A 20,070-nucleotide genomic window follows, 5' to 3' on the forward strand; every position below is an offset into this window, starting at 1 on the left:
TGGCTGGCTGCCAGGGGTGTCTCGCCAGGCTGGAGACACCCCTGGCGGCCCCTCGGGCACTGACATCATCGGGCCGTGCAGGAAACCGCATTCCCCGTGCTAAGAACGTTTCATTTCATCGTTGACTGACGATTGACGCCCGTGCAATGCTGCGTCAACGCATTGAAAATCACTGATTTACATAGCCCCGGACAACACCCACCGGCGGCGTTGCACCCTCATGTCTTGAAACGTTATAAAGCACGGGAGGCGTCATGGCGGTCAGCAGGCGAACACTTCTCCGGGGCGGTCTGGCCGGGCTCGCCCTCGCCGGGACGGGCGCGGCGGCCACCGGGTGCGGCGACTCCGGGGACGACGGTAAGACGCTGCGCTTCGCCTGGTGGGGCAGCGAGGAACGGGCCAAGGTCACGCAGAAGGTGGTGGACCTGTTCCACACCAAGCACCCGGACATCACCATCAAGACCACGTACGCGGCGTTCGACCCGTACTTCCAGAAGCTGGCCACCGAGATGAGCGGTGGCAACGCCCCGGACGTGCTGCAGATGAGCGAGCGCTACGTCCGCGAGTACGCCGAGCGCAACACCCTGCTCGACCTCACCCCGCACATCGGCTCGAAGGTGCAGACCGCCGACCTGGAGCAGAAGCTGTTCACCTCCGGCAACATCGGCGACAAGACGTACGGGCTGCCGATGGGCCAGACCACCCACGTGCTGCAGTACGACGCCGCGCGCTGGACCGAGGCCGGCGCGAAACTGCCCGCCGACGGCTGGACGTGGGACGACCTGCGCGACGCGAGCGCGAAGGTCTCCGCGAAGTTCGGCCCGAAGGTCAGCGGGCTCAGCGACCCGTTCGGCATCGAGGACTGGTTCGGCGACTGGCTGCGCCAGCAGGGCAAGGACCTCTACACCGCGGACGGCAAGCTCGGGTACACCGAGGCCGAGGTGGTCCGCTGGTGGCAGATGGCCGTCGACTTCAAGAACGCCAAGGCGCTCACCCCGCCCGCGGTCACCAGCAACACCACGAACACCCCGTTCCCGCGCAAGGAGTCCACTGCCGAGTTCTGCCCGGACTCGACGGTCGGGATGACCTCGTGGGAGACGTACGGCTCGGAGTTCAAGCTCTCCGCGTTCCCGACCGCCGGCACCAGCCTCGGCCAGTTCACCCAGCCGCCGATGATGCTCAGCATCGCGCAGCGGACGAAGAACCAGGACGCCGCGCTGACCTTCGCGGACTTCTTCCTCAACGACCCGGAGGCCGGCGCGCTGCTCGGGATGAGCCGGGGACTCCCGCCCAACCTGAAGATCCGCCAGACGCTGTCCGGGACGCTCAAGGACGAGTGGAAGATGGTCGCCGACTACGAGGCCCTGGTCAGCCCGAAGCTGCTGCCCGCTCCCCCGCCGCCGCCGAAGGGCGCGGGCGTGGTGAAGACCCAGTTCCAGCGGATCTACGACGACGTCATGAACGGCACGGCCACGCCGGAGAAGGCCGCTCCCCGGCTGATGAGCGAGATCCAGCAGGCGCTCGGGGCATGACCACGGTGCTCGACCGCCCACCCCGCGTACCGAAGACTCGGACCGCGGACCGCAAGCGGCGCTACGGTGAGCGACCCTCGGTCGCCTATCTCTTCCTGTCCCCCTGGATCGTCGGCGCGCTGCTGCTGACCCTCGGCCCGATGGCCGCCTCGCTGTACCTGTCGTTCACCGACTACGACCTGTTCACCTCGCCGGAGTGGACCGGGCTGGACAACTACCTCCGGATCCTGACCAACGACCCGCACTTCTGGAACTCGGTGTGGGCAACCACCAAGTTCGTGGTCATCTCGGTGCCGGTGCAGCTGGCCGCGGCGCTCGGCGTGGCCATGCTGATCAACCGGCGGAGCCGGGCGCAGGGCACGTACCGGTCGGCGTTCTACGCGCCGTCGCTGCTCGGCGCGAGTGTCAGCGTCGCGGTGGTCTGGCGGGTGATCTTCCACGACTGGGTCGGTCAGCCGAACCGGGCACTGCTGGCCCTGGTGCTGCTCGCGGTCTGGCAGTTCGGCGCGCCGATGGTGATCTTCCTGGCCGGGCTGCAGCAGATCCCGCAGGAGTACTACGACGCGGTCGCGGTGGACGGCGCCGGCCGGTGGCGCACGTTCGTCTCGATCACGCTGCCGATGCTCTCGCCGGTGATCTTCTTCAACCTGGTGCTCGACACGATCCGCGCGTTCCAGGTATTCACCGGCGCCTATGTGATCAGCAACGGCACCGGCGGTCCGAGCGACTCAACCCTTTTTTACACCCTTTATCTGTACGAGAAGGGCTTCGTGGAGTTCAAAATGGGCTACGCCTCCGCGATGGCGTGGCTGCTGCTGGTCGCCGTCGCCACGATCACCGCGCTGCTCTTCCGCTCGTCGCGGCGCTGGGTGTTCTACGGGGGCGACGCGTGAACCCCGCACTCCGCCGCGTCGGCTGGCACCTGCTGGTGCTGACGCTGCTCGTCCCGCTGCTCTACCCGATCGTCTGGCTGGCCGCCGCGTCGTTCAAACCGTCCAGCGAGATCCTGCAGAGCCTGGCGCTGCTGCCCAAGCAGGTCATCCTGGACAACTACGCGGCCCTGGCCGACGGGCTGGGCGGGGTGCCGATCTGGCGGTTCTTCGTCAACTCGATCCTGGTCTCCGGTGGCTGCGCGGCGGCCAACATCCTGAGCTGCTCGCTGGCCGGGTACGCCTTCGCCCGCCTGCGGTTCCGGATGCGCGCCCCGCTGTTCGGTTTCATGCTCGCCACCATCATGCTGCCCACCCACGCCGTGCTGATCCCGCAGTACACGATCTTCCAGCAGCTCGGCATGGTGGACACGTTCTGGCCGATGATCCTGCCGAAGCTGCTCGCCACCGACGCGTTCTTCGTGTTCCTGATGGTCCAGTTCATGCGGAACATCCCGCGCGAGCTGGACGAGGCGGCCCGGCTGGACGGCTGCGGCTCGATCCGGATCTTCTCGGCGGTGATCCTGCCGCTGATCCGGCCGGCCGTGATCACCACCGCGATCTTCACGTTCATCTGGACCTGGAACGACTTCCTCACCCAGCTGATCTACCTGTCCAGCCCGGAGAAGTACACGCTGCCGCTGGCCCTGCGGCTGTTCATCGACACCACCGACTCGTCGCAGTACGGGCCGATGCTCGCGCTCTCCGCGCTCGCCCTGGTGCCGATCCTGCTCTTCTTCGCGGCGTTCCAGCGCCTGCTGGTCGAAGGCTTCGCCACGTCCGGCCTGAAGGGCTGACCAGTCCCCGCCCCCATCCCCACGGAGACCGAAATGTCGGAAATGCCGCATGTCTCGCGCCGCACCTTCGTCCGCGGTGTCGCCGCCGGCGGAGCGGTCCTGCCCTTCGCCCAGCTGCCCGGCGGCGAACCGGCGACCGCGACTCCCGCCGTACCAAAGGAAAGGGCAGCAGCCCCGGAGACCGTGACCCTGCGCTGGCTCGAGGGCACACCCGCGGCCGGCGTCGGCAACACCTGGGGCGTCCCCTGGCCGCAGGGCGCCCTCGTCCCCACCGAGAGCTTCACGCTGACCGCCGGAGTGAGCGGTGACGCCGCCGGCGGCGCGGACGTCCCGGTGCAGACCTGGCCGATCGCCTACTGGCCGGACGGCACGCTGAAGTGGAGCGCGCACGCCATCCCGGCCGACGCCCCGCTCGCCGAGACCTACACGCTGACCCGCGGGCAGCAGAGCCCGGGCAAGACCCCGCCGGTGCTGGTCACCGAGACCCGGGACCGCGTCACGATCAACACCGGCGTGATCAAGGTGGCCGTCGAGAAGCGCGGCACCGCCCTGATCAGCTCGATCCTCCGCGGCAGCGTCGAGATCGCCCGCAACCTGCACCTGGTCAGCCTGCGCCAGCGCAAGATCGAGGACTTCCGCTCCGCGAGCGAGCCGCTGACCAGCGCGATCACCTCGGTCACTGTGGAACAGCGCGGCCCGGTGCGCGCGGTGGTCCGCATCGACGGGACGCACAAGCGGCGCGGCACGTCGTGGCTGCCGTTCACCGTGCGGCTCTACCTCTACTCCGGGGCCGAGCACGTCCGGATGGTGCACACGTTCGTGCTGGACACCAACGGTCAGGACGAGTTCATCGCCGGCCTCGGCGTGCGGGTCGGCGTGCCGATGCGCGACGCGCTCTACGACCGGCACGTCCGGCTCTCCGGTGACGGCGACGGGCTGCTGCGCGAGGCGATCCGCGGGATCACCGGGCTGCGCCGCGACCCGGGCGCCAACGTGCGGACCGCGCAGGTGGCCGGCACGAAACTGCCCGACCCGGCCACCTGGGACCAGCGGGTCACCACCCGGCTCGAGTTGATCCCCACGTGGAGCGACTACACCCTCAGCCAGGCCAGCTCGGAGGGCTTCACGATCAAGAAAAGGACCAAGCAGGGGTACGGGTGGGTAGGCGCGGACGCGGGCCAGCGGTCCCGTGGCTTCGGATACGTCGGCGGGGTGACCGGCGGCCTCGGCTTCGGCATGCGGGACTTCTGGCAGCGGCACCCGTCCCAGCTGGACATCCGGGGCGCGGCGACCGACGAGGCGGAGGCCACCGTGTGGATGTGGTCGCCGGAGGCCGGCCCGATGGACACCCGGTTCTACCACGACGGCCTGGGCCAGGACACGTACCCGGAACAGCTCGAGGGCCTCAACATCACCTACGAGGACTACGAGCCGGGGTTCGGCACCCCGTACGGCATCGCCCGCACCACCGAGCTGACGTTCTGGGCCCTCGCGGCCACCCCGCCGGCCGCCGAGCTGGCCGCCCTGGCCCGCACGGTGTCCACCCCGCCGCAGATCGCCGCCCCGCCCGCGCACCTGGCCGCGAGCGGAGCGTTCGGCGGCCTCTTCGCGCCGGTCGACCGGTCCACCCCGGCCCGCGCCACCATCGAGGACCGGCTGGACTTCCTCTTCGACTACTACCGCAACCAGCGCGAGCAGCGGCACTGGTACGGCTTCTGGAACTACGGCGACATCATGCACACCCCGGACCCCGACCGGCACGTCTGGCGCTACGACGTCGGCGGGTACGCCTGGGACAACTCGGAGCTGTCCCCGGACCTGTGGCTGTGGCTCGCCTATCTGCGCTCCGGCCGCGCCGACATCTTCCGGTTCGCCGAGGCGATGACCCGGCACACCGGCGAGGTCGACGTCTACCACCTGGGCAAGTGGGCCGGCCTCGGCACCCGGCACGGCGTGCTGCACTGGGCGGACAGCGCCAAGCAGCAGCGGATCAGCACGGCGGCGTACCGGCGGATCTACTACTTCCTGACCGCCGACGAGCGGTGCGGCGACCTGATGCGCGAACTCGTCGACTCGGACCAGACGTTCCTGGCGCTCGACCCGCTCCGCAAGATCCGGACCGAGCCGTACACGCCGGATCCGCACGCGCTCTCGATCGGGCTGGGCACCGACTGGAGCGGGCTGGCCGCGGCCTGGCTCACCGAGTGGGAGCGGCGCGGCCCGAAGGCGGGCATCGCGGAGAAGAAGCTGCTGGCCACGATGCGCACGATCGCCCGGATGCCGAACGGCTTCGTCACCGGCAGCGGGCTCTACGACCTGGACACCGCGGAGTTCGCGGTCGCCGCGAAGACGGTCAGCGTGTCGCACCTGAGCGCGATGTTCGGCCAGGTGGAGATCTGCGCCGAGCTGATCGGGCTGGTCGACGTGCCCGGTTTCGAGCAGGCCTGGCTGCAGTACTGCCGGCTGTTCAACGCGACGAAGGCCGAGCAGGCCGCCGAGACCGGCGCCGACTTCGGCAACCTGATCCTCAAGCAGGGCCACTCCCGGCTGACCGCGTACGCGGCGGTCCGGCTGGGTGACGCCGCGCTGGCCGCACGGGCCTGGAAGGAGTTCACCGGCACCGACGGCTACACCGACGCGTCACCGTGGCGGACCACCCACCTGGAAGGCCCCGAGGTGCTCAACCCGGTCGACGAGGCGTCCTGGGTGGACACCAACACCACCGCGCTGTACGGCCTGGCCGCGATCCAGAACCTCGCCCTGATCGGGGACCAGCTGAGCTCCTGACCACGAAGCACCCGGCACAACGGCTCTTGACATTGATAACGGCACATGTCGAGACTGTTGCGACCACCGATGTTAACGTAAACATGAGGGGTCACGCATGAGGATCCTGCTGTCCGGGCTGGCCACGGCACTGCTCACCGTCGTACCCACGGCTGTCCCGCAAGCGGCCGCGGCCGCTCCCGAAACCGCGGTCTCGACCACCGTCATCCCTGATCCGTCCTATCAGGGCGCCGCGTGGCAGGGCTGGGGCACCAGCCTGGCCTGGATGGCCGAGGCCACCGGCGACTACCCGGACCCGATCCGGCAACGCCTGGCCGACCTGGTCTTCGGGGCCGACGGGCTGAACCTGAACATCGCCCGCTTCAACATCGGCGGCGGCAACGCGCCGACGGTGCGCGACTACCTGCGGCCGGGCGGCGCGGTGCCCGGGTTCTGGAAGGCGGACCGGCAGTACACACCGGCCGACAAGGACTGGTGGGATCCGGCCGACGACGCCGACTGGGACCTCGACGCCGACCCGAGCCAGCGCTGGTGGATCGACCAGATCAAGGACAAGGTCACGCACTGGGAGGCGTTCAGCAACTCGCCGCCCTGGTTCCAGACCGTCAGCGGCTACGTCAGCGGCGGCTTCAGCGCCACCACCGAGCAGATCCGGGCCGACAAGGTCGACCAGTTCGCGCAGTACCTCGCGACGGTCACCACGCACCTGGAGCAGGCGCACGGCATCACGTTCGACACGATCGAACCGCTCAACGAGCCGAACACCAACTACTGGGGCACCACGCTGGGCGCGGACGGGCAGCCGACCGGCGGCCGCCAGGAGGGCGCGCACGCCGGCCCGGCGCTGCAGGCTGCGGTGATCTCCGCGCTGGCCCGGGTCGCGCCGGACCGGAAGATCGCGGCGCCGGACGAGACCAACCCGGGCACCATGGTCACCGACTACTACGGGTGGACCGACGAGGCCCGCGCCGCCGTCGACCGGCTCAACGTGCACACCTACGGCACCGGTCAGCGCACCAGCGTGCGGGACATCGCCAAGGCCGCGCAGACACCGCTCTGGATGAGCGAGGTCGAGGGCAGCTGGGGCAACGACTACACCAGCATGAACTCCGGGCTCGGGATGGCGCAGCGGATCGTCGACGACATCCGCGAGCTGGAGCCGTCCGCGTGGGTGCTCTGGCAGCCGATCGAGGACGCCAAGAACATGCAGGCCGAGGGGAACCTCCAGTGGGGATCGATCCACGTCCCGTTCGACTGCCAGGCCACCGACACCCTGGCCACCTGCCCGATCAGGACCAACACCAAGTACGACACGATTCGCAACTTCACCCACTTCGTGAAGCCCGGTGACCACTTCGTCAAGGTGTCCGACACCCGCAGCCTGGCCGCGGTGACCGCGACCGGGGCCACGGTGGTGCACGTCAACCCGGCCACCACCGCCGAGACGGTCACCCTGGACCTGTCGAAGTTCGCCACGATCCGCCGCGGCGCCACCGTCACCCCGGTGGTGACCAGCGCGGACGGCAAGCTCGTCCCGGGCTCGCCGGTGCGGGTGTCCGGCAAGCGGGCGGTGCTCGCGGTGCCGGCGCAATCGGTCACCACGTTCCTGGTCGACGGCGTCTCCGGAGTCGCGGTTCCGCATCTGGCGCCCGGCAACACCTACCGTCTGCAGGGGGTGGCCAGCGGGAAGTCGCTCGCTCCCGGAATCACCATTCGCGCGAACGACGCCACCGCCGCTGATCAGCTCTGGACGTTCGAGGCGGCCGGGGACGCGTACCGGGTGACCAACGCGGGCACCGGGCAGCGGCTGGCGGTGCGGGACGGCACGCCGGTGCTCAACGACACCGGCTCGCTGTGGCGGGTGTCCACCACCGGCGACGGGACGTACACGCTGATCAGCGCGGACGCCCGCGCGCTGCTCGACGTGAACGGCGGCTCCACCGCGGACGGCGCCGGGGTCGGGCTCTACCGGCCGACCTCGGGCGGCAACCAGCGCTGGACGGTCGTCGACGAGACCGTCGGGACGCTCACCGACGCGACCGCCTACACCGTGCCGGGCCGCGCGCCGACCCTGCCGGCCACGGTCACCGACGGGACGCACGCGCTCCCGGTGGTCTGGAACCTGCCCGCGGCGCGCACCTGGCGGCACCCCGGCGTGGTCACCGTGACCGGCACCGCCACCGACGTGCTGGGCCGCACCCACCGGGCGCGCGCCCGGGTGACCGTGGACGTGTTCACCTCGACGCTGCCGGGACGGGCCAAGACGTACCCGGGCGGGCAGCCGGTCCTGCCGCCGACCGTGATCGCGCTCGGCGAGCACGGCGGCCGGGCTGACGTCCCGGTCACCTGGAACCCCGCAGACTTCCCGCAGACCGGGGTGGTCACCGTGGGCGGTTCCGCCCAGGTGGTTGCGGGTCAGAACCTGCCCGCTTCGGTACGGGTGCAGGTCACCCCGCCGGTCGACGCCCCGCTCACCACCGGGGTGACCGTCGCCGCGAGTTACACCGAGCCCGGCTACTCCACCGCCGGGCTGACCAACGGCGACACCACCGACAAGGCCTGGTCGAACTGGAAGTCCGCGGACCGCAACGCCACCGACACGTTCACCGTGACGCCGCCGGCCGGCACCTCGCCGTCCCGGCTGACCGTGCACTTCTACCGGGACAACGCGTCCGGTGGCGGGCTGCCGCAGAGCGTGCGGGCCGGGGTGCCGGACCCGGCCGGGGCGTGTGCGGTGACCGGTCCGGTGGTGCCGGTCGGCGTGGACAGCCCCCTCGCCGTCGACGTGCCCGTGCCGGACGGGGTGACCGGGCCGGTGTGCCTGGTGCTGACCGCCGTGCCGAACGGGTACCTGACCGTCGCCGAGGTGCAGGTGCTCGCGAAGGCACCGGGCGTGGGCACCGACGCGTCAGCGGCCGGGATCCGGGTCGGCGGGGTGCCGGTGCGCGGGTTCGACCCGGCCACGACGTCCTACCGGGTGGTGGCCGCGCACCCCGAGCGGGTCACGGTCACCGCGACGGCGGCCGACCCGTACGCGACGGTCCGGGTGACCCGCTCCGGCGCCACCCGGGTCGTGACGGTCACCGCCGAGGACGGCGTCACCGTGCGGACGTACCGCGTCGAGGTGGTCCGGCGGCACTGAACCGCCTGGTCCGGCCCGGTGCCATGCCGGGCCGGGCCGGTCGGCCGTCACGCTGCCGGGTTCGCCGGATCATCGTCGGGTGTGAACGATCGATGAACCCACGCCGTACAAAAAGCCGAAATTCACGATGATCTTGATCCGTTGTGGACATCTCTCCGTGAATCGTGAAGGCGGGCAGGGGGCTCGCCGACACTTTTTTGCAGGGGGATTCATGTTCCGTACCAAGCGTGCCCGGATCCGTGCGATCGCACTGACCGGCAGCCTGGCCGCGGCCGCCGCCACCATCGGCGCCGTCTCGTTCAACGCCTCAGCCGCCGAGACCACCCCGGCGGCACCCGTAGCACCGGCCGCCGCCGCGCCGATCACCCCGGCGAACGCCGTCGCACCGGCCACCTCGGCCATCCCGTCGCTGATCCAGCCGCCGGCCGGCTCCCGCCCGGTCGGCGCCTACCTGGTCACCAGCGGCACCCAGGACTACACCTGCGTGGTGCCGGCCGGCGCCACCAGCGGCGCGTTCACCGGCGCCTCGACGCCGGAGGCGCAGCTGCTCGGCACCGGCGGGCGGATCCATCACTTCGCCGGGCCGAGCTGGCAGTCCACTCGCGACAAGTCGCTGGTGACCGCGACCAAGGTCGAGGCCTCGCCGCGCACCGGCACCATCCCGGAGCTGCTGCTCAAGGTCGCCACGCACACCGGCAAAGGCGTGCTGACCAAGGCGGACTACATCAACCGGCTCTACACCTCCGGTGGCGTCGCCCCGACCACGGCGTGCACCGCCGGCCAGGTCGTGAAGGTGCCCTACAAGGCGCTCTACGTGTTCTGGGACGCCCCGGCCGCCCCGGCTGCCTGATCCACGGCTGCACCGGCCCGGCGGTCCGCCGCCGGGCCGGTCGTCTCACCCGGGTTCGACGACCTCGAACTCCGGCTGCTGCTCCCAGAACACCGCGATCTCGGTGATGATCGCCCGCAGCTCGCCGGCCACCTCGGGCGGCAGCGCCTCCCCGGTGTCGTCCCAGCGCGGCGCGGCCGGCAGGGTGAACCGCATCCGGTGCTGCCCACGGTCCACCGCGATCATCAGCACGTGCCCGCCGAGCTCGAGCGCCATGTCCTCGCGGCCCGCGCTGGACAGCGTCACCCCGCTCTCCACGTGCAACGCCTTCTGCGACAACAACGAGCGCACCGTCATGCCGAGACCTCTCCAGCCAGGGCCCTCGGCTGGTCCTCAGGGGTGCCTCCGGCACTCTGAGGCACCCCTGAGGGCCAGCCGCCGTCTCACGAGAACGGATCGATCTCGTTGAGCTTCGTGATGCCCGGATTGGTGAGCAACGCGGGCTTCTCCGCAGTGTTCCAGAGACTTCCGGACCAGGCCTGGTGCGTCCACGCGGTGGCCTCCCCCGAGGCATCCTGCGCGTACCGCTGGGACAGCCGCCGCCACACGTCGACGGCCTGCTCCTGACTGACCGGCGACCCGCCCTCGAAGAGGCGCTTGTCGTCGAAGCGCCGGCCGCCCGGCGTCATCTCCAGCGTCACCGCACCGAACCCGTCGGCCTGCTTCTCGGCGAACGTCCGCATCTTCTCGTCGTTGGGCTGCCGGCCGGAGTAGAAGTGCGCCCCGTTGAGCGGGCTGCGCACGTCGGCGTTCTCCACCTCGTGCATCAGGCCCTTGAACGCGGTCCGCTCACTGCCGCTGACCGTCTTCTCGGCGAGCTGTTTCGCGCCGGCCTTCTCCATCAGCTTCGCGGCGTTGCGGAGCAGCACCGCGATCTCCCGCTCGATCAGCGCCATCGCCTCGTGGAGCAGCTTGCGGCAGGCGGTCCGGGTGAGCCCGACCCAGACCGGGATCTCGGCGAGGGTCGCCCCGGCGGTGACCGGGGCCGTCGCGATCGCCTGGCCGACCTCGAAGGCCAGCGCGCCGAGCTGGGCGATGAACGCGACCTTCAGGCCGAGCGTCACGCCGGCCATGGCGATCAGCGCGCCACCGATCAGCTCGGCCGCGGTGGCCGCCTCCTGCAGGTGCCGGCCGGGGCCGTCGGCGCCGTTCCACCATTGCTCGAACGCCTCGATGCCGGCGCCCTCGTTGTCCAGCCAGACCTGCCGGGCGGTCGCGGTGGACCGTACGGCGTGTGCCCGCAGCCGGGTACCGTGGTCGATCCACACCTGCCCGTCGGCCTGGAGCCGGTCCTCGTCGGCCTCCGGCCACTCCAGCCCGATCCAGCTCAGCGCGTCGGTGAGCTCGGCGGGCAGGGTGATCGTCACGGCGCTACACCCCGCCGCGCCCGGCAGCCGTGGCTGCGGAGAACGTGCCGGGCAGCGCCGCGGCGTACAGGGAAGCGGCTGCCTCGGCGTCCTCGGCCGCGACCGCGCGGGCCTCCATGACCAGCGTCGCCGCCGCGAAACCGACCTGCTCGGCGTACGAACCGATGGCGTCCAGCGCCACCCCGGCCACCGCCCGGTACGCCACCGCGATCACACCCGAGGTCTCGTCCCCGCCGAACGGGTCGGAGCCACCGACCGCGCTCTCCAGCTGCGCCAGGTCGTCGGCCATCCGCTGCGCCACCGCGGCCAGGTCCCGCCCGGCCGCGGCCACGCTGTCCGGGTCGAGGCGCAGCTGCCCGGTCACCACGGCCGGGCCGATCGGCGGCTCAGGTCGGACAGGGCCGTGGAGATCTCGGCGAACCGGCGTTCCGCGCTGTCCGACGCCTCGGCGAGCGCGGCCTTGAGCCGGTCCGGGGCGACCGGCGTGCCGTATCCGGAGGTGGGCGGGCCGGTCCGGTCCCCGGCCGCGTCCTGCGCCGCGGTGAACGCCTCCACCAGCGCGTCGCGCAGCTGCTCCACCGGCAAGTAGGCGACCCGCGGGTCGAGGTACAGGTCGGACAGCCGGCCGTCGGCGCCGAGCTCGACCCGGACCCGGCCGTCCGCCGCCTCGCCGGCCGCCGGTCCCTCGAAGGCAAAATCCCGCATGACGCGCCCCTCCACCTCGGCCGTGATCGGAACGCCGTGTGAAGCGGCGCTCACCCCCTGTGCCGCCGAATACAGCGGAACGAGTGAACGCGTTCAATGGAAAAGCCCCGCGGATCAAAAAATCCGCGGGGCTTCGAGGTGTTACGAGGTCACTCCAGCTCGCGGCCGGCCGAGTCCGGGCCGCTGGTGAGGTCCATCAGCTGCTGGGTGACGTGGTTGGTGAGGGCCTGCTGGTAGCCCTGCGCGAGCTGACCGAGCCGCTCGATCTCGTCGAGCAGCGCGGCCCGCTTCTCCACCAGGCTGTCCATCGCCTCGGCGTGGTTGCGGCGCGCGTCGCTCTCGATCGTGCCGGCCTTCAGCTGCGCCTCGCTGGTCAGCTGGTCGGCCTTGCCCCGGGCCGCGTCCAGCAGCGCCTCGACCTCGCGCTGCGCGTCGCGCATGTGCTCGTCGGCGGTGCGCTGGGCCATCATCAGCACCCGGGCGTTGCGGTCGTCGTCGCCGACGGTCGGCATCGCGCCGGACGGGACGGCGCTGCGGGCGCGCTCCAGCTGGGACTGCATGTCGCGGGCGTTCTGCTCGGCGCGGGCGCGGGCCTCCTGGAGGCGCTCCAGCTGGCCGGTCAGATCGGCGAACTCGTTGGTGAGGACCATGGTGGCGGCCGGGTTGGAGGCCATCCCGGCGCCGCCGCCGCGCGGCGTCTGGTTGCGGAGCGCGTTGTTCTCCTCGAGGAGGCGGATCAGCTCCTGCTCGACCTCGTCGAGGAACGCGTCGACCTCCTCCTCGTCGTATCCACGCTTGCCGATCGGAGGCTTCTTGAAGGCAACGTTGTGGATATCTGCTGGAGTGAGCGGCATCGCATTCCTCGGTTCCCGTCGGCGGACGTGGTGCGGCCCGAAATCCTACGCAACGGCGGCACGGTACCGCCGATGGGCATGATCATGCGGTCCCGGGACCACTGACCAGCCTTTCCTGTGAGCAGACGCACGCCCGGGTCATGGCGCACGAGTCACGGATAGTACTCGTCGCAGCGGGTTCGCACACCCCGTCCTCAGACCTTGGCAACCCGGACTTCACCGGCCCGGTGCTGGGTGACCCCGGTGATCACGCCGGCCACGAGCACGGCGGCGCAGAGTGCCACCAGCACGGACGGTGACAGGCCGGGGAGCAGGACGAGCAGCAGGATCAGGGGTACGCCGAGGCCCGGCCAGACCAGCGCGACCCTCCACTTCCCGGACAGCACGCCCTGGATGATCGCGGCGCTCAGCAGGTACCCGGCCAGACCGGCGCCGAGCACCGCCCGGGTGCCGATCGACAGGTGATCCTTCTCGCCGTACGCGATGGCGTGCTCCAGCCCGACCGCCACCGCCGCGAGGCTCACCGCGACCGGCAGGTGGGCGTAGACGTAGAAGTCGTGCACCCCCTGGCGGGAATCCTCACCACCCTCCTGGACCAGACGGCGCTTGGCCACCCCGCCGGACAGGTCGAAGTACGACCACCAGAGCGCGGCCGCGGCCAGGAACGCGAACGTCGCGGTCACCAGCACCTCGGCCGACCACTTGCCGTCGCGCAGGCCCATCACGGTGGCCGCCACCGACTCGCCGAGGACCAGGATGACGAAGAGCCCGAACCGCTCCGGCAGGTGCTCCATGTGCAGCGGCGGCGCGTCCTTGACCCGGGCCGCCAGGGTCGGTCCGAGCAGGTCGAGCAGGACACCGACGGCCCAGAGGGCATACCTGGCCGGTCCCGGCACGGCGATCGAGATCAGCCAGCAGGCCGCGCCGGCACTGTGCCCCCAGAGGTACGGCCTGATGCCCGGGCGGGCCTCCGGCAGGGTGCGCCAGACCCGCAGGTAGCCGAGCACCAGCACCACCCGCAGCAGCGCGTACCCGATGGCGAACCAGACCGCGTGCGGGCCGATCGCCTGCTGGGCCGCCGCGGCCATCATGATCACGCCGCCCATTCCGGTCAGGGTGAGCAGCCGGAAGATCGCGTCGTCGGTGTCGAACCGGTTGGCGTAGAGCGTGGTACTGGCCCACGCCCACCAACCGGCGACCAGGATCGCGGTGAACCGGAATCCGCCGCTCCACGACTCGTCCGCGGCCAGCAGGTCGGCGCAGCGCGCGACGAACAGCACGAAGGCCAGGTCGAAGAAGAGCTCCAGCCGGGTCGCCGAGCGGTTGGCGTCCCGGTTCACGTCCGGCGGCCGGACGAGCTCCTTCTCCTCCTCGTCCTCGCGGTCCAGTCGTGCCTGGTCGGTGGCCTTGTCCGCCATCGCACCTCCCCTTCCGCGGCACCGGTACCCGATTCGCAGTGTCCGGAACCCAACGCTCCGGCCGAGACAGTGACCGGCGTGGATACAGTCGGGCGATGTCCGTATCGGTCACTCGGCGTACCGTCCTCGTCGCCGCAGCCGCAACCGGCGCCGCGACCCTCACCACGAACCCGGCCCTGGCCTCACCCCGGCCGGCCCTGGCCGACCGGGAAACCTCGGCCCTGGCCGACCTGGAAGCCAAGATCAAAGACGGGATGGCCAGGTACGGCATCCCCGGAGTCGCCCTCGGCCTGCACCACCGCGGCCGGGACTACGTCCGCGGCTACGGCGTGACGAACCTCGCCGACCCGCAGCCGGTGGACGGCGACACGGTCTTCCGGGTCGGCTCCACCACCAAGACCTTCACCGGCACCGCGGTCATGCGGCTGGTCGAGCGCGGCACGCTCGACCTGAACCGCACCGTGCGCAGCTACCTGCCGGACTTCCGGACCGCGGACGCGGCCGCCTCGGCCCGGGTCACCGTCCGGCAGGCGCTGCAGCACACCCCCGGCTGGCTCGGCGACTTCCTGCTGAACACCGGCGAGGGCGCCGGCGCGCTCGCCCGGTACGTGTCCGAGATGTCCCGGCTGCCGCAGCTGACCGCGCCCGGGACCACGTTCGCCTACAACAACGCGGCGCTGTCGCTGGCCGGCCGGCTGATCGAGGTGGTGACCCGGCGGCCGTACCAGGAAGCGATCCGCACCCTGGTGACCGCGCCGCTGCGCCTGGACTCCAGCGCGTTCTACCTGGACGACCTGCCCGGCGCCCGGGTGGCCACGTCGCACACGTTCACCACGGACGGCGAGCTGGTCGCCGACCCGGCGGCGTTCACCGTGCCGCGCAGCCTGCACCCGGCCGGCGGGCTGATCTCCAGTGCCCGGGACCAGCTGCGCTGGGCGCGGTTCCACCTGGGCGACGGCGGCCGGCTGCTCAGCTCCCGCTCGCTGCGCCTGATGCAGTCGCACCCCGGGCCGGGCGGTTCGCTCTTCGTGGAGCTGGACGGGGTGGGCATCACCTGGATGCTGCGGCCGACCGCGGAGGGCCCGCGGGTGGTGCAGCACGGCGGGGACTGGGCCGGCCAGCACTCCGGGTTCCTGATGGTGCCGGAGCGGGACTTCGCCATCACCGTGCTGACCAACGCCGACAGCGGGCCGGACCTGCTCGCCGAGCTGTTCGTCGAGGACTGGGCGCTGGACCGGTTCGCCGGGGTGCACAACCTGCCGGCGACGCCGCGGACGCTGCCGGCCGCGGAGCTGGCCGCCTACGCCGGGCGGTACACGTTCGAGCAGATCGGGTTCGACGGCGAGACCGGATCGCTGGCCTTCCTGCTGGTGCCGGACGCCGGGAAGCTGCAGTTCCGGGCGGAGACCGGCGAGGAGGGCGGGTGGCTGGTGTTCTACCGCCCGGACCGGGTGCTCGAACAGCTGCCGGACGGCACGCTCCTGCCGGGGCGCGACGACTTCGTCCGGGGCGCGGACGGGACCGTCACCTTCTTCCGCAGCGGCGGGCGACTGTTCCGGCGCACCCCGCTCGACGCCGCGCCGGCGGTGGCGGCGACCCGGGCCGGAACGCCGCTGAAGCTGCCGATCAGGATACCGACCCCGTAGCCTTTCACCATAGGGAAAGCGCTTGCCTAGATCGATGCGCGCTGATTTGATGGCGGCATGACGATCGACCGGAGAACCCTCCTGCGCGCATCCCTCGGCGGCGCCACCGCCGGCGTCCTCGGCGTCACCACCCCCGCCTTCGCCTCCGACCGTCCCCGGCGACGCACCGTCTTCGTCGCCGGGGACTCGACCGCCGCCACCTACGCCACCGCCGACGTGCCCCGGGCCGGCTGGGGCCAGGCGCTGCCCGCCTTCCTGCACCGCGAGATCGCCGTGGTGAACGCCGCGCTCTCCGGCGCCAGCTCGAAGAGCTTCGCCGACCTCGGCCGGCTCGATCTGATCCTGGACGCCATCCGCCCCGGCGACACGCTGCTGATCTCGTTCGGCCACAACGACGAGAAGGTCGAGGACCCGGCGCGCGGCACCGAGCCGTGGAGCACCTTCCAGGAGTACCTCAGCCGCTACCTGGACGGTGCGCGGGCGGCGCGGGCGCACCCGGTGCTGGTCACCCCGGTGGAGCGGCGCCGGTTCACCGCGGACGGCGTGCCGTACCTGTCGCACGGCGAATACCCGGCCGCGATGCGCACCCTGGCGCTGCGGACCCGGACCCCGCTGATCGACCTGACCGCGCTCTCCTTCGCGCTCTGGGGTGAGCTCGGCCCGGAGGCCACCAAGGACTACTTCCTGTGGCTGGACGCCGGCGCCTCGCCGAACTATCCGGCCGGGGTCGCCGACAACACGCACTTCCAGGCGCACGGCGCGATCGAGGTGGCCCGGCTGGTCGTCCGGGCCGGCCAGACGATCCCGGGCCGCGACCGCCGGGCCCTGCGCGCGGACATCCCGGACGACGTGCTGACCTGGCCCGCCACCCGGCCCGCCGAGAGCTGAGCGGCGAGCTGAAACTCCGGGTGAATGCCGGAGGAACACTGCATAAGGGCCCTATGGAACGGTCGCCGGGCGGGTACACGCTGCCTTTGTGACCGAAACTACCGTGGTCCTCATCCTCGTGGTCATCACCGCCCTCGGATTCGACTTCACCAACGGCTTCCACGACACGGCCAACGCGATGGCGACCTCGATCGCCACCGGCGCGCTGCGTCCCAAGGTGGCTGTGCTGCTGTCCGCCGTGCTGAACCTGGTCGGCGCGTTCCTCTCGGTCGAGGTCGCGCTGACCGTCACGAACGCGGTGGTCAACATCCAGAACAGCGACGGCACCCCCAAACCGGACCTGCTCGCCGACGGCGGGCAGGCGCTGCTGCTGATCGTCCTGGCCGGCCTGGTCGGCGGCATCCTCTGGAACCTGCTGACCTGGCTGCTCGGCCTGCCGTCGAGCTCGTCGCACGCGCTCTTCGGCGGGCTGATCGGCTCGGCGGTGGCCGGCCTCGGCTGGGCCGGCGTCAAGTGGACCGGCGACGGCTCCAAGCTGGACGGCGTGGTCGGCAAGGTGCTGCTGCCCGCGGTCATGTCGCCGGTGATCGCCGGCGTGGTGGCCGCGGCCGGCACCTGGATCATCTACCGGGTCACCCTCGGGGTGGCCGCCCGCTTCACCGACAACGGCTTCCGCTGGGGACAGATCGGCAGCGCCTCGCTGGTCTCGCTGGCGCACGGCACCAACGACGCGCAGAAGACGATGGGCGTGATCACCCTCGCCCTGATCGCCTCCGGCGAGTGGACCGACACCAAGAGCATCCCGCTCTGGGTGAAGCTCTCCTGCGCGCTGGCCATCGCGCTCGGCACCTACCTGGGCGGCTGGCGGATCATCCGGACGCTGGGCAAGGGCCTCGTCGAGATCGCCCCGCCGCAGGGCATGGCGGCCGAGGCGGCGTCCGCCGCGGTCATCCTCTCCTCCAGCCACCTCGGTTTCGCGCTCTCCACCACGCACGTGGCGACCGGCTCGATCCTGGGCAGCGGCGTCGGCAAGCCGGGTGCGACGGTGCGCTGGGCGGTGGCCGGCCGGATGGTCTCCGCCTGGCTGATCACCCTGCCCGCGGCCGGCCTGGTCGGGGCGATCATGTGGTACCTCGGCGACGTGATCGGCGGCCTCGGCGGCGCGCTGACCATCTTCGCGGTCCTGGTGGCCCTGGCCACGTACATGTACCTGCGCTCGCGGCGCGAACCGATCGACCACAACAACGTCAACGACGAGTGGGACGCCCCGGCCGCCGCGCCGAAGGCCACCGCCGGCGCGGCGAGCTGACGGGACGGGACGACGACATGAACAACTTCAGCCTGGCCCTGGAAGGCGCCTGGAAGGTGCTGCTCGCCAGCGTGATCCTGGGCGCCGGTCTGCCGGCCCTGTTCGCCCTCGGCATCCGCTCGCTCGCCTACGGCGCGGGCGGTGAGGCCGAGGTGCACGCGGCCGGCACGTCCGGCCCGAAGGCGAACCCGATCGGCACCGTCGGCGGCTACGCCTGCTTCGCCGTGGTCCTGATCGGCGTGGTGCTCGGCATCACGTTCATCGTGGCCACCGGCTTCGGCAAGGCGCTCAGCTTCGAGCACGTCTACCCGACCATCGTCGACAAGCACTGACCGGGAGCGATCATGAGTGAGCAACGCTCCAACTTCGTCACCCGCGCCGTGGGGTGGCTGCGCGCCGGCTATCCGGAGGGTGTGCCGCGGCAGGACTACGTCGCCCTGCTCGGCCTGCTGCGCCGCAAGCTCACCGAGGACGAGATCCGCAAGATCGCCCAGGAGCTGGCCACGCAGGCCCAGCCCGGCGCCGACCCGATCACCAGCGCCGACATCGAGGATCTGATCAACGACCGGCTGCTGCAGGAGGCCACCCCGGCCGACGTGGTCCGGGTCTCGGCTCACCTGGCCGCGGGAGGCTGGCCGCTGGCCGATCCGCCGGTGGAGTGAATGTGACCCAGCAGGGTCCGGACGGCGCCCGCGGGTGGCGTCCGGACCCCGGTCCACACCGCCAGCAGCTCCCGGGGCAGCGTGAACCCGGGCACCGGCACGTGCCGTAGCCGCCCGGACCGCAGGTCGTCCTCGACCGCGAGCCGGCTCACCACGGCCGGTGCGCCACCGGCCAGCACCGCGGCCCGCACGGCCGCCGTGGTGGAGAGCTCCAGGGCGGCCGGCGCCGGCTCGTATCCCGCCCGGCGCAGCGCCGCCGCCAGGGACTCCCGGGTGCCGGACCCGTGCTCGCGGGTCACCAGCGGGGTCGCGGCCAGCTCGGCGACGGTCACCCCGCCGGAGCGCCGGGCCCAGTCGTGCTCCGGCGGCACCACCAGCACCAGCTCGTCGCGGGCGACCACCCGGCTGCGCACCCCGGCCGGCACCGTCGGCCCCTCGATGAACCCCAGATCCGCGGCGCCGGCCAGCACCCGCTCGAGCACCTGATCGCTGTTGACCGCGGTGAGCACCACGTCGGGCGGCGTGCGGCCCTCCCGGGTGGCGGCCGCCCGGCAACCGACCAGCCAGCCGGGCAGCAGGTGCTCGGCGATGGTCAGGCTGGCGCTGACCCGCAGCCGGGTGCGGGTGTCCTCGCGCAGCGTGGCCAGCCCGGTGTCCACCTCCTCGGCCAGCCGGATCAACCGGTCCGCCCACTGCGCCACCACCACGCCCTCCCGGGTGAGCCGGGTGCCGCGGGTGGTCCGGGTGGCCAGCCGGACGCCGGTGCGCGCCTCCAGCGCGGCGAGCCGCGCCGAGACCGCCTGCTGGGTCAGCCCGGACTCGCGCCCGGCGCCGCTCAGCGTCCCGGTCCGGGCGACCAGCAGCAGGATCTCCAGGGCGGCCAGGTCCGGCATGCGGGGGCTCAGGGTCACACCCGGTGACGGTACGCCGTCACAAGCTCCGGTTGTGACTCCACAAGATCGTCACGGCTACCCGCCGCACCCGGCCCGGACGAGGGTGGGGACATGCTCCTCGCTCCGCCCCGCCCCGAACTGGTACGCCTACGAGATGGGCACCGCGATCCTGGCCACCGCCGCGGCCGTCCTGCCGTGGCGGGTACCGGGCCTGGACACGCTCGCGCTGGTCGCCTGGCTGCTGTCCGTGGT

General features: G+C 71.6%; 18 protein-coding genes and 1 pseudogene. 12 read left to right on the forward strand and 7 right to left on the reverse strand.

The window, feature by feature from the left end; genetic code table 11:
- The first annotated feature begins 254 nt into the window (after positions 1–254).
- The 6 genes from ADL15_RS07475 to ADL15_RS07500 all read left to right on the forward strand — a co-directional run bounded on the left by ADL15_RS07475 (position 255) and on the right by ADL15_RS07500 (position 10,037).
- A complete protein-coding gene (locus tag ADL15_RS07475) occupies positions 255–1,532 on the forward strand; it encodes an ABC transporter substrate-binding protein (RefSeq protein WP_083970986.1) in 1,278 nt (425 codons plus the stop codon).
- A complete protein-coding gene (locus tag ADL15_RS07480) occupies positions 1,529–2,425 on the forward strand; it encodes a carbohydrate ABC transporter permease (RefSeq protein ID WP_067686096.1) in 897 nt (298 codons plus the stop codon). The genes ADL15_RS07475 and ADL15_RS07480 overlap by 4 nt, the downstream gene beginning before the upstream one ends.
- Positions 2,422–3,258: a carbohydrate ABC transporter permease gene (locus tag ADL15_RS07485; RefSeq protein ID WP_067686098.1), complete on the forward strand. Its 837-nt coding sequence runs from the start codon at positions 2,422–2,424 to the stop codon at positions 3,256–3,258. The genes ADL15_RS07480 and ADL15_RS07485 overlap by 4 nt, the downstream gene beginning before the upstream one ends.
- Positions 3,259–3,291: 33 nt before the next feature.
- Positions 3,292–6,045, forward strand: coding sequence for an exo-rhamnogalacturonan lyase family protein (locus ADL15_RS07490; protein ID WP_157441219.1), 2,754 nt, complete (start codon positions 3,292–3,294; stop codon positions 6,043–6,045).
- A 97-nt stretch (positions 6,046–6,142) separates the two neighbouring features.
- A complete protein-coding gene (locus tag ADL15_RS07495; RefSeq protein ID WP_067686105.1) occupies positions 6,143–9,187 on the forward strand; it encodes a glycoside hydrolase in 3,045 nt (1,014 codons plus the stop codon).
- Positions 9,188–9,398: 211 nt separating this feature from the next.
- Positions 9,399–10,037 (forward strand): DUF3455 domain-containing protein, encoded by a 639-nt coding sequence (locus tag ADL15_RS07500; RefSeq protein ID WP_067686107.1) that lies wholly within the window; start codon positions 9,399–9,401, stop codon positions 10,035–10,037.
- Between the two features lie 45 nt (positions 10,038–10,082).
- Here ADL15_RS07500 and ADL15_RS07505 read toward each other — a convergent pair whose 3' ends face one another.
- The 6 genes from ADL15_RS07505 to ADL15_RS07530 all read right to left on the reverse strand — a co-directional run bounded on the left by ADL15_RS07505 (position 10,083) and on the right by ADL15_RS07530 (position 14,420).
- The gene (locus ADL15_RS07505; RefSeq protein ID WP_067686111.1) at positions 10,083–10,373 is read right to left on the reverse strand and encodes a hypothetical protein; all 291 of its coding nucleotides are present in this window, start codon (positions 10,371–10,373) and stop codon (positions 10,083–10,085) included.
- An 86-nt stretch (positions 10,374–10,459) separates the two neighbouring features.
- Entirely contained in the window at positions 10,460–11,443 is a 984-nt protein-coding gene (locus ADL15_RS07510; protein WP_067686113.1) for a WXG100-like domain-containing protein, read from the reverse strand.
- 4 nt (positions 11,444–11,447) lie between these two features.
- The gene (locus ADL15_RS07515) at positions 11,448–11,810 is read right to left on the reverse strand and encodes a hypothetical protein (RefSeq protein ID WP_067686115.1); all 363 of its coding nucleotides are present in this window, start codon (positions 11,808–11,810) and stop codon (positions 11,448–11,450) included.
- A complete protein-coding gene (locus tag ADL15_RS07520) occupies positions 11,804–12,148 on the reverse strand; it encodes a YbaB/EbfC family nucleoid-associated protein (RefSeq protein ID WP_067686116.1) in 345 nt (114 codons plus the stop codon). The genes ADL15_RS07515 and ADL15_RS07520 overlap by 7 nt, the downstream gene beginning before the upstream one ends.
- A 149-nt stretch (positions 12,149–12,297) precedes the next feature.
- On the reverse strand, positions 12,298–13,002 hold the full coding sequence (locus tag ADL15_RS07525) for a DivIVA domain-containing protein (protein WP_067686118.1): 705 nt from the start codon (positions 13,000–13,002) through the stop codon (positions 12,298–12,300).
- 194 nt (positions 13,003–13,196) lie between these two features.
- Positions 13,197–14,420 carry a low temperature requirement protein A gene (locus ADL15_RS07530; RefSeq protein WP_067686120.1) on the reverse strand — a complete coding sequence of 408 codons (1,224 nt, stop codon included), beginning with the start codon at positions 14,418–14,420 and terminating at the stop codon, positions 13,197–13,199.
- Positions 14,421–14,515: 95 nt separating this feature from the next.
- Here ADL15_RS07530 and ADL15_RS07535 point away from each other — a divergent pair, with 95 nt between their 5' ends.
- From ADL15_RS07535 to ADL15_RS07555, 5 genes are all read left to right on the forward strand, one after another.
- Entirely contained in the window at positions 14,516–16,066 is a 1,551-nt protein-coding gene (locus tag ADL15_RS07535) for a serine hydrolase domain-containing protein (RefSeq protein WP_067686122.1), read from the forward strand.
- Positions 16,067–16,123: 57 nt separating this feature from the next.
- On the forward strand, positions 16,124–16,954 hold the full coding sequence (locus tag ADL15_RS07540; RefSeq protein ID WP_067686124.1) for a rhamnogalacturonan acetylesterase: 831 nt from the start codon (positions 16,124–16,126) through the stop codon (positions 16,952–16,954).
- A gap of 88 nt (positions 16,955–17,042) precedes the next feature.
- Positions 17,043–18,263, forward strand: a complete 1,221-nt coding sequence (locus ADL15_RS07545; RefSeq protein WP_067686126.1) for an inorganic phosphate transporter — start codon at positions 17,043–17,045, stop codon at positions 18,261–18,263.
- 17 nt (positions 18,264–18,280) lie between these two features.
- Positions 18,281–18,595, forward strand: a complete 315-nt coding sequence (locus ADL15_RS07550; RefSeq protein ID WP_067686138.1) for a hypothetical protein — start codon at positions 18,281–18,283, stop codon at positions 18,593–18,595.
- Between the two features lie 12 nt (positions 18,596–18,607).
- Positions 18,608–18,925: a DUF3349 domain-containing protein gene (locus tag ADL15_RS07555; RefSeq protein WP_067686128.1), complete on the forward strand. Its 318-nt coding sequence runs from the start codon at positions 18,608–18,610 to the stop codon at positions 18,923–18,925.
- On the opposite strand, the gene ADL15_RS07560 is transcribed toward ADL15_RS07555, so the two are convergent.
- Positions 18,877–19,836 (reverse strand): LysR family transcriptional regulator, encoded by a 960-nt coding sequence (locus ADL15_RS07560; RefSeq protein WP_067686131.1) that lies wholly within the window; start codon positions 19,834–19,836, stop codon positions 18,877–18,879. The genes ADL15_RS07555 and ADL15_RS07560 overlap by 49 nt on opposite strands.
- Before the next feature lie 34 nt (positions 19,837–19,870).
- Here ADL15_RS07560 and ADL15_RS52725 point away from each other — a divergent pair.
- Positions 19,871–20,070 (forward strand): annotated as a pseudogene (locus tag ADL15_RS52725) (hypothetical protein); the annotation flags it as partial.

The sequence above is a fragment of the Actinoplanes awajinensis subsp. mycoplanecinus genome (genome assembly GCF_001509495.1).
Lineage (GTDB): Bacteria > Actinomycetota > Actinomycetes > Mycobacteriales > Micromonosporaceae > Actinoplanes > Actinoplanes palleronii.

Bases quoted from the DNA above. Each gene is read 5' to 3' on its own strand.
- ADL15_RS07475 (WP_083970986.1), top strand. From the start codon at position 255: ATGGCGGTCAGCAGGCGAACACTTCTCCGGGGCGGTCTGGCCGGGCTC.
- ADL15_RS07480 (WP_067686096.1), top strand. From the start codon at position 1,529: ATGACCACGGTGCTCGACCGCCCACCCCGCGTACCGAAGACTCGGACC.
- ADL15_RS07490 (WP_157441219.1), top strand. From the start codon at position 3,292: ATGTCGGAAATGCCGCATGTCTCGCGCCGCACCTTCGTCCGCGGTGTC.
- ADL15_RS07495 (WP_067686105.1), top strand. From the start codon at position 6,143: ATGAGGATCCTGCTGTCCGGGCTGGCCACGGCACTGCTCACCGTCGTA.
- ADL15_RS07500 (WP_067686107.1), top strand. From the start codon at position 9,399: ATGTTCCGTACCAAGCGTGCCCGGATCCGTGCGATCGCACTGACCGGC.
- ADL15_RS07505 (WP_067686111.1), bottom strand. From the start codon at position 10,373: ATGACGGTGCGCTCGTTGTTGTCGCAGAAGGCGTTGCACGTGGAGAGC.
- ADL15_RS07520 (WP_067686116.1), bottom strand. From the start codon at position 12,148: ATGCGGGATTTTGCCTTCGAGGGACCGGCGGCCGGCGAGGCGGCGGAC.
- ADL15_RS07525 (WP_067686118.1), bottom strand. From the start codon at position 13,002: ATGCCGCTCACTCCAGCAGATATCCACAACGTTGCCTTCAAGAAGCCT.
- ADL15_RS07530 (WP_067686120.1), bottom strand. From the start codon at position 14,420: ATGGCGGACAAGGCCACCGACCAGGCACGACTGGACCGCGAGGACGAG.
- ADL15_RS07535 (WP_067686122.1), top strand. From the start codon at position 14,516: ATGTCCGTATCGGTCACTCGGCGTACCGTCCTCGTCGCCGCAGCCGCA.
- ADL15_RS07540 (WP_067686124.1), top strand. From the start codon at position 16,124: ATGACGATCGACCGGAGAACCCTCCTGCGCGCATCCCTCGGCGGCGCC.
- ADL15_RS07550 (WP_067686138.1), top strand. From the start codon at position 18,281: ATGAACAACTTCAGCCTGGCCCTGGAAGGCGCCTGGAAGGTGCTGCTC.
- ADL15_RS07555 (WP_067686128.1), top strand. From the start codon at position 18,608: ATGAGTGAGCAACGCTCCAACTTCGTCACCCGCGCCGTGGGGTGGCTG.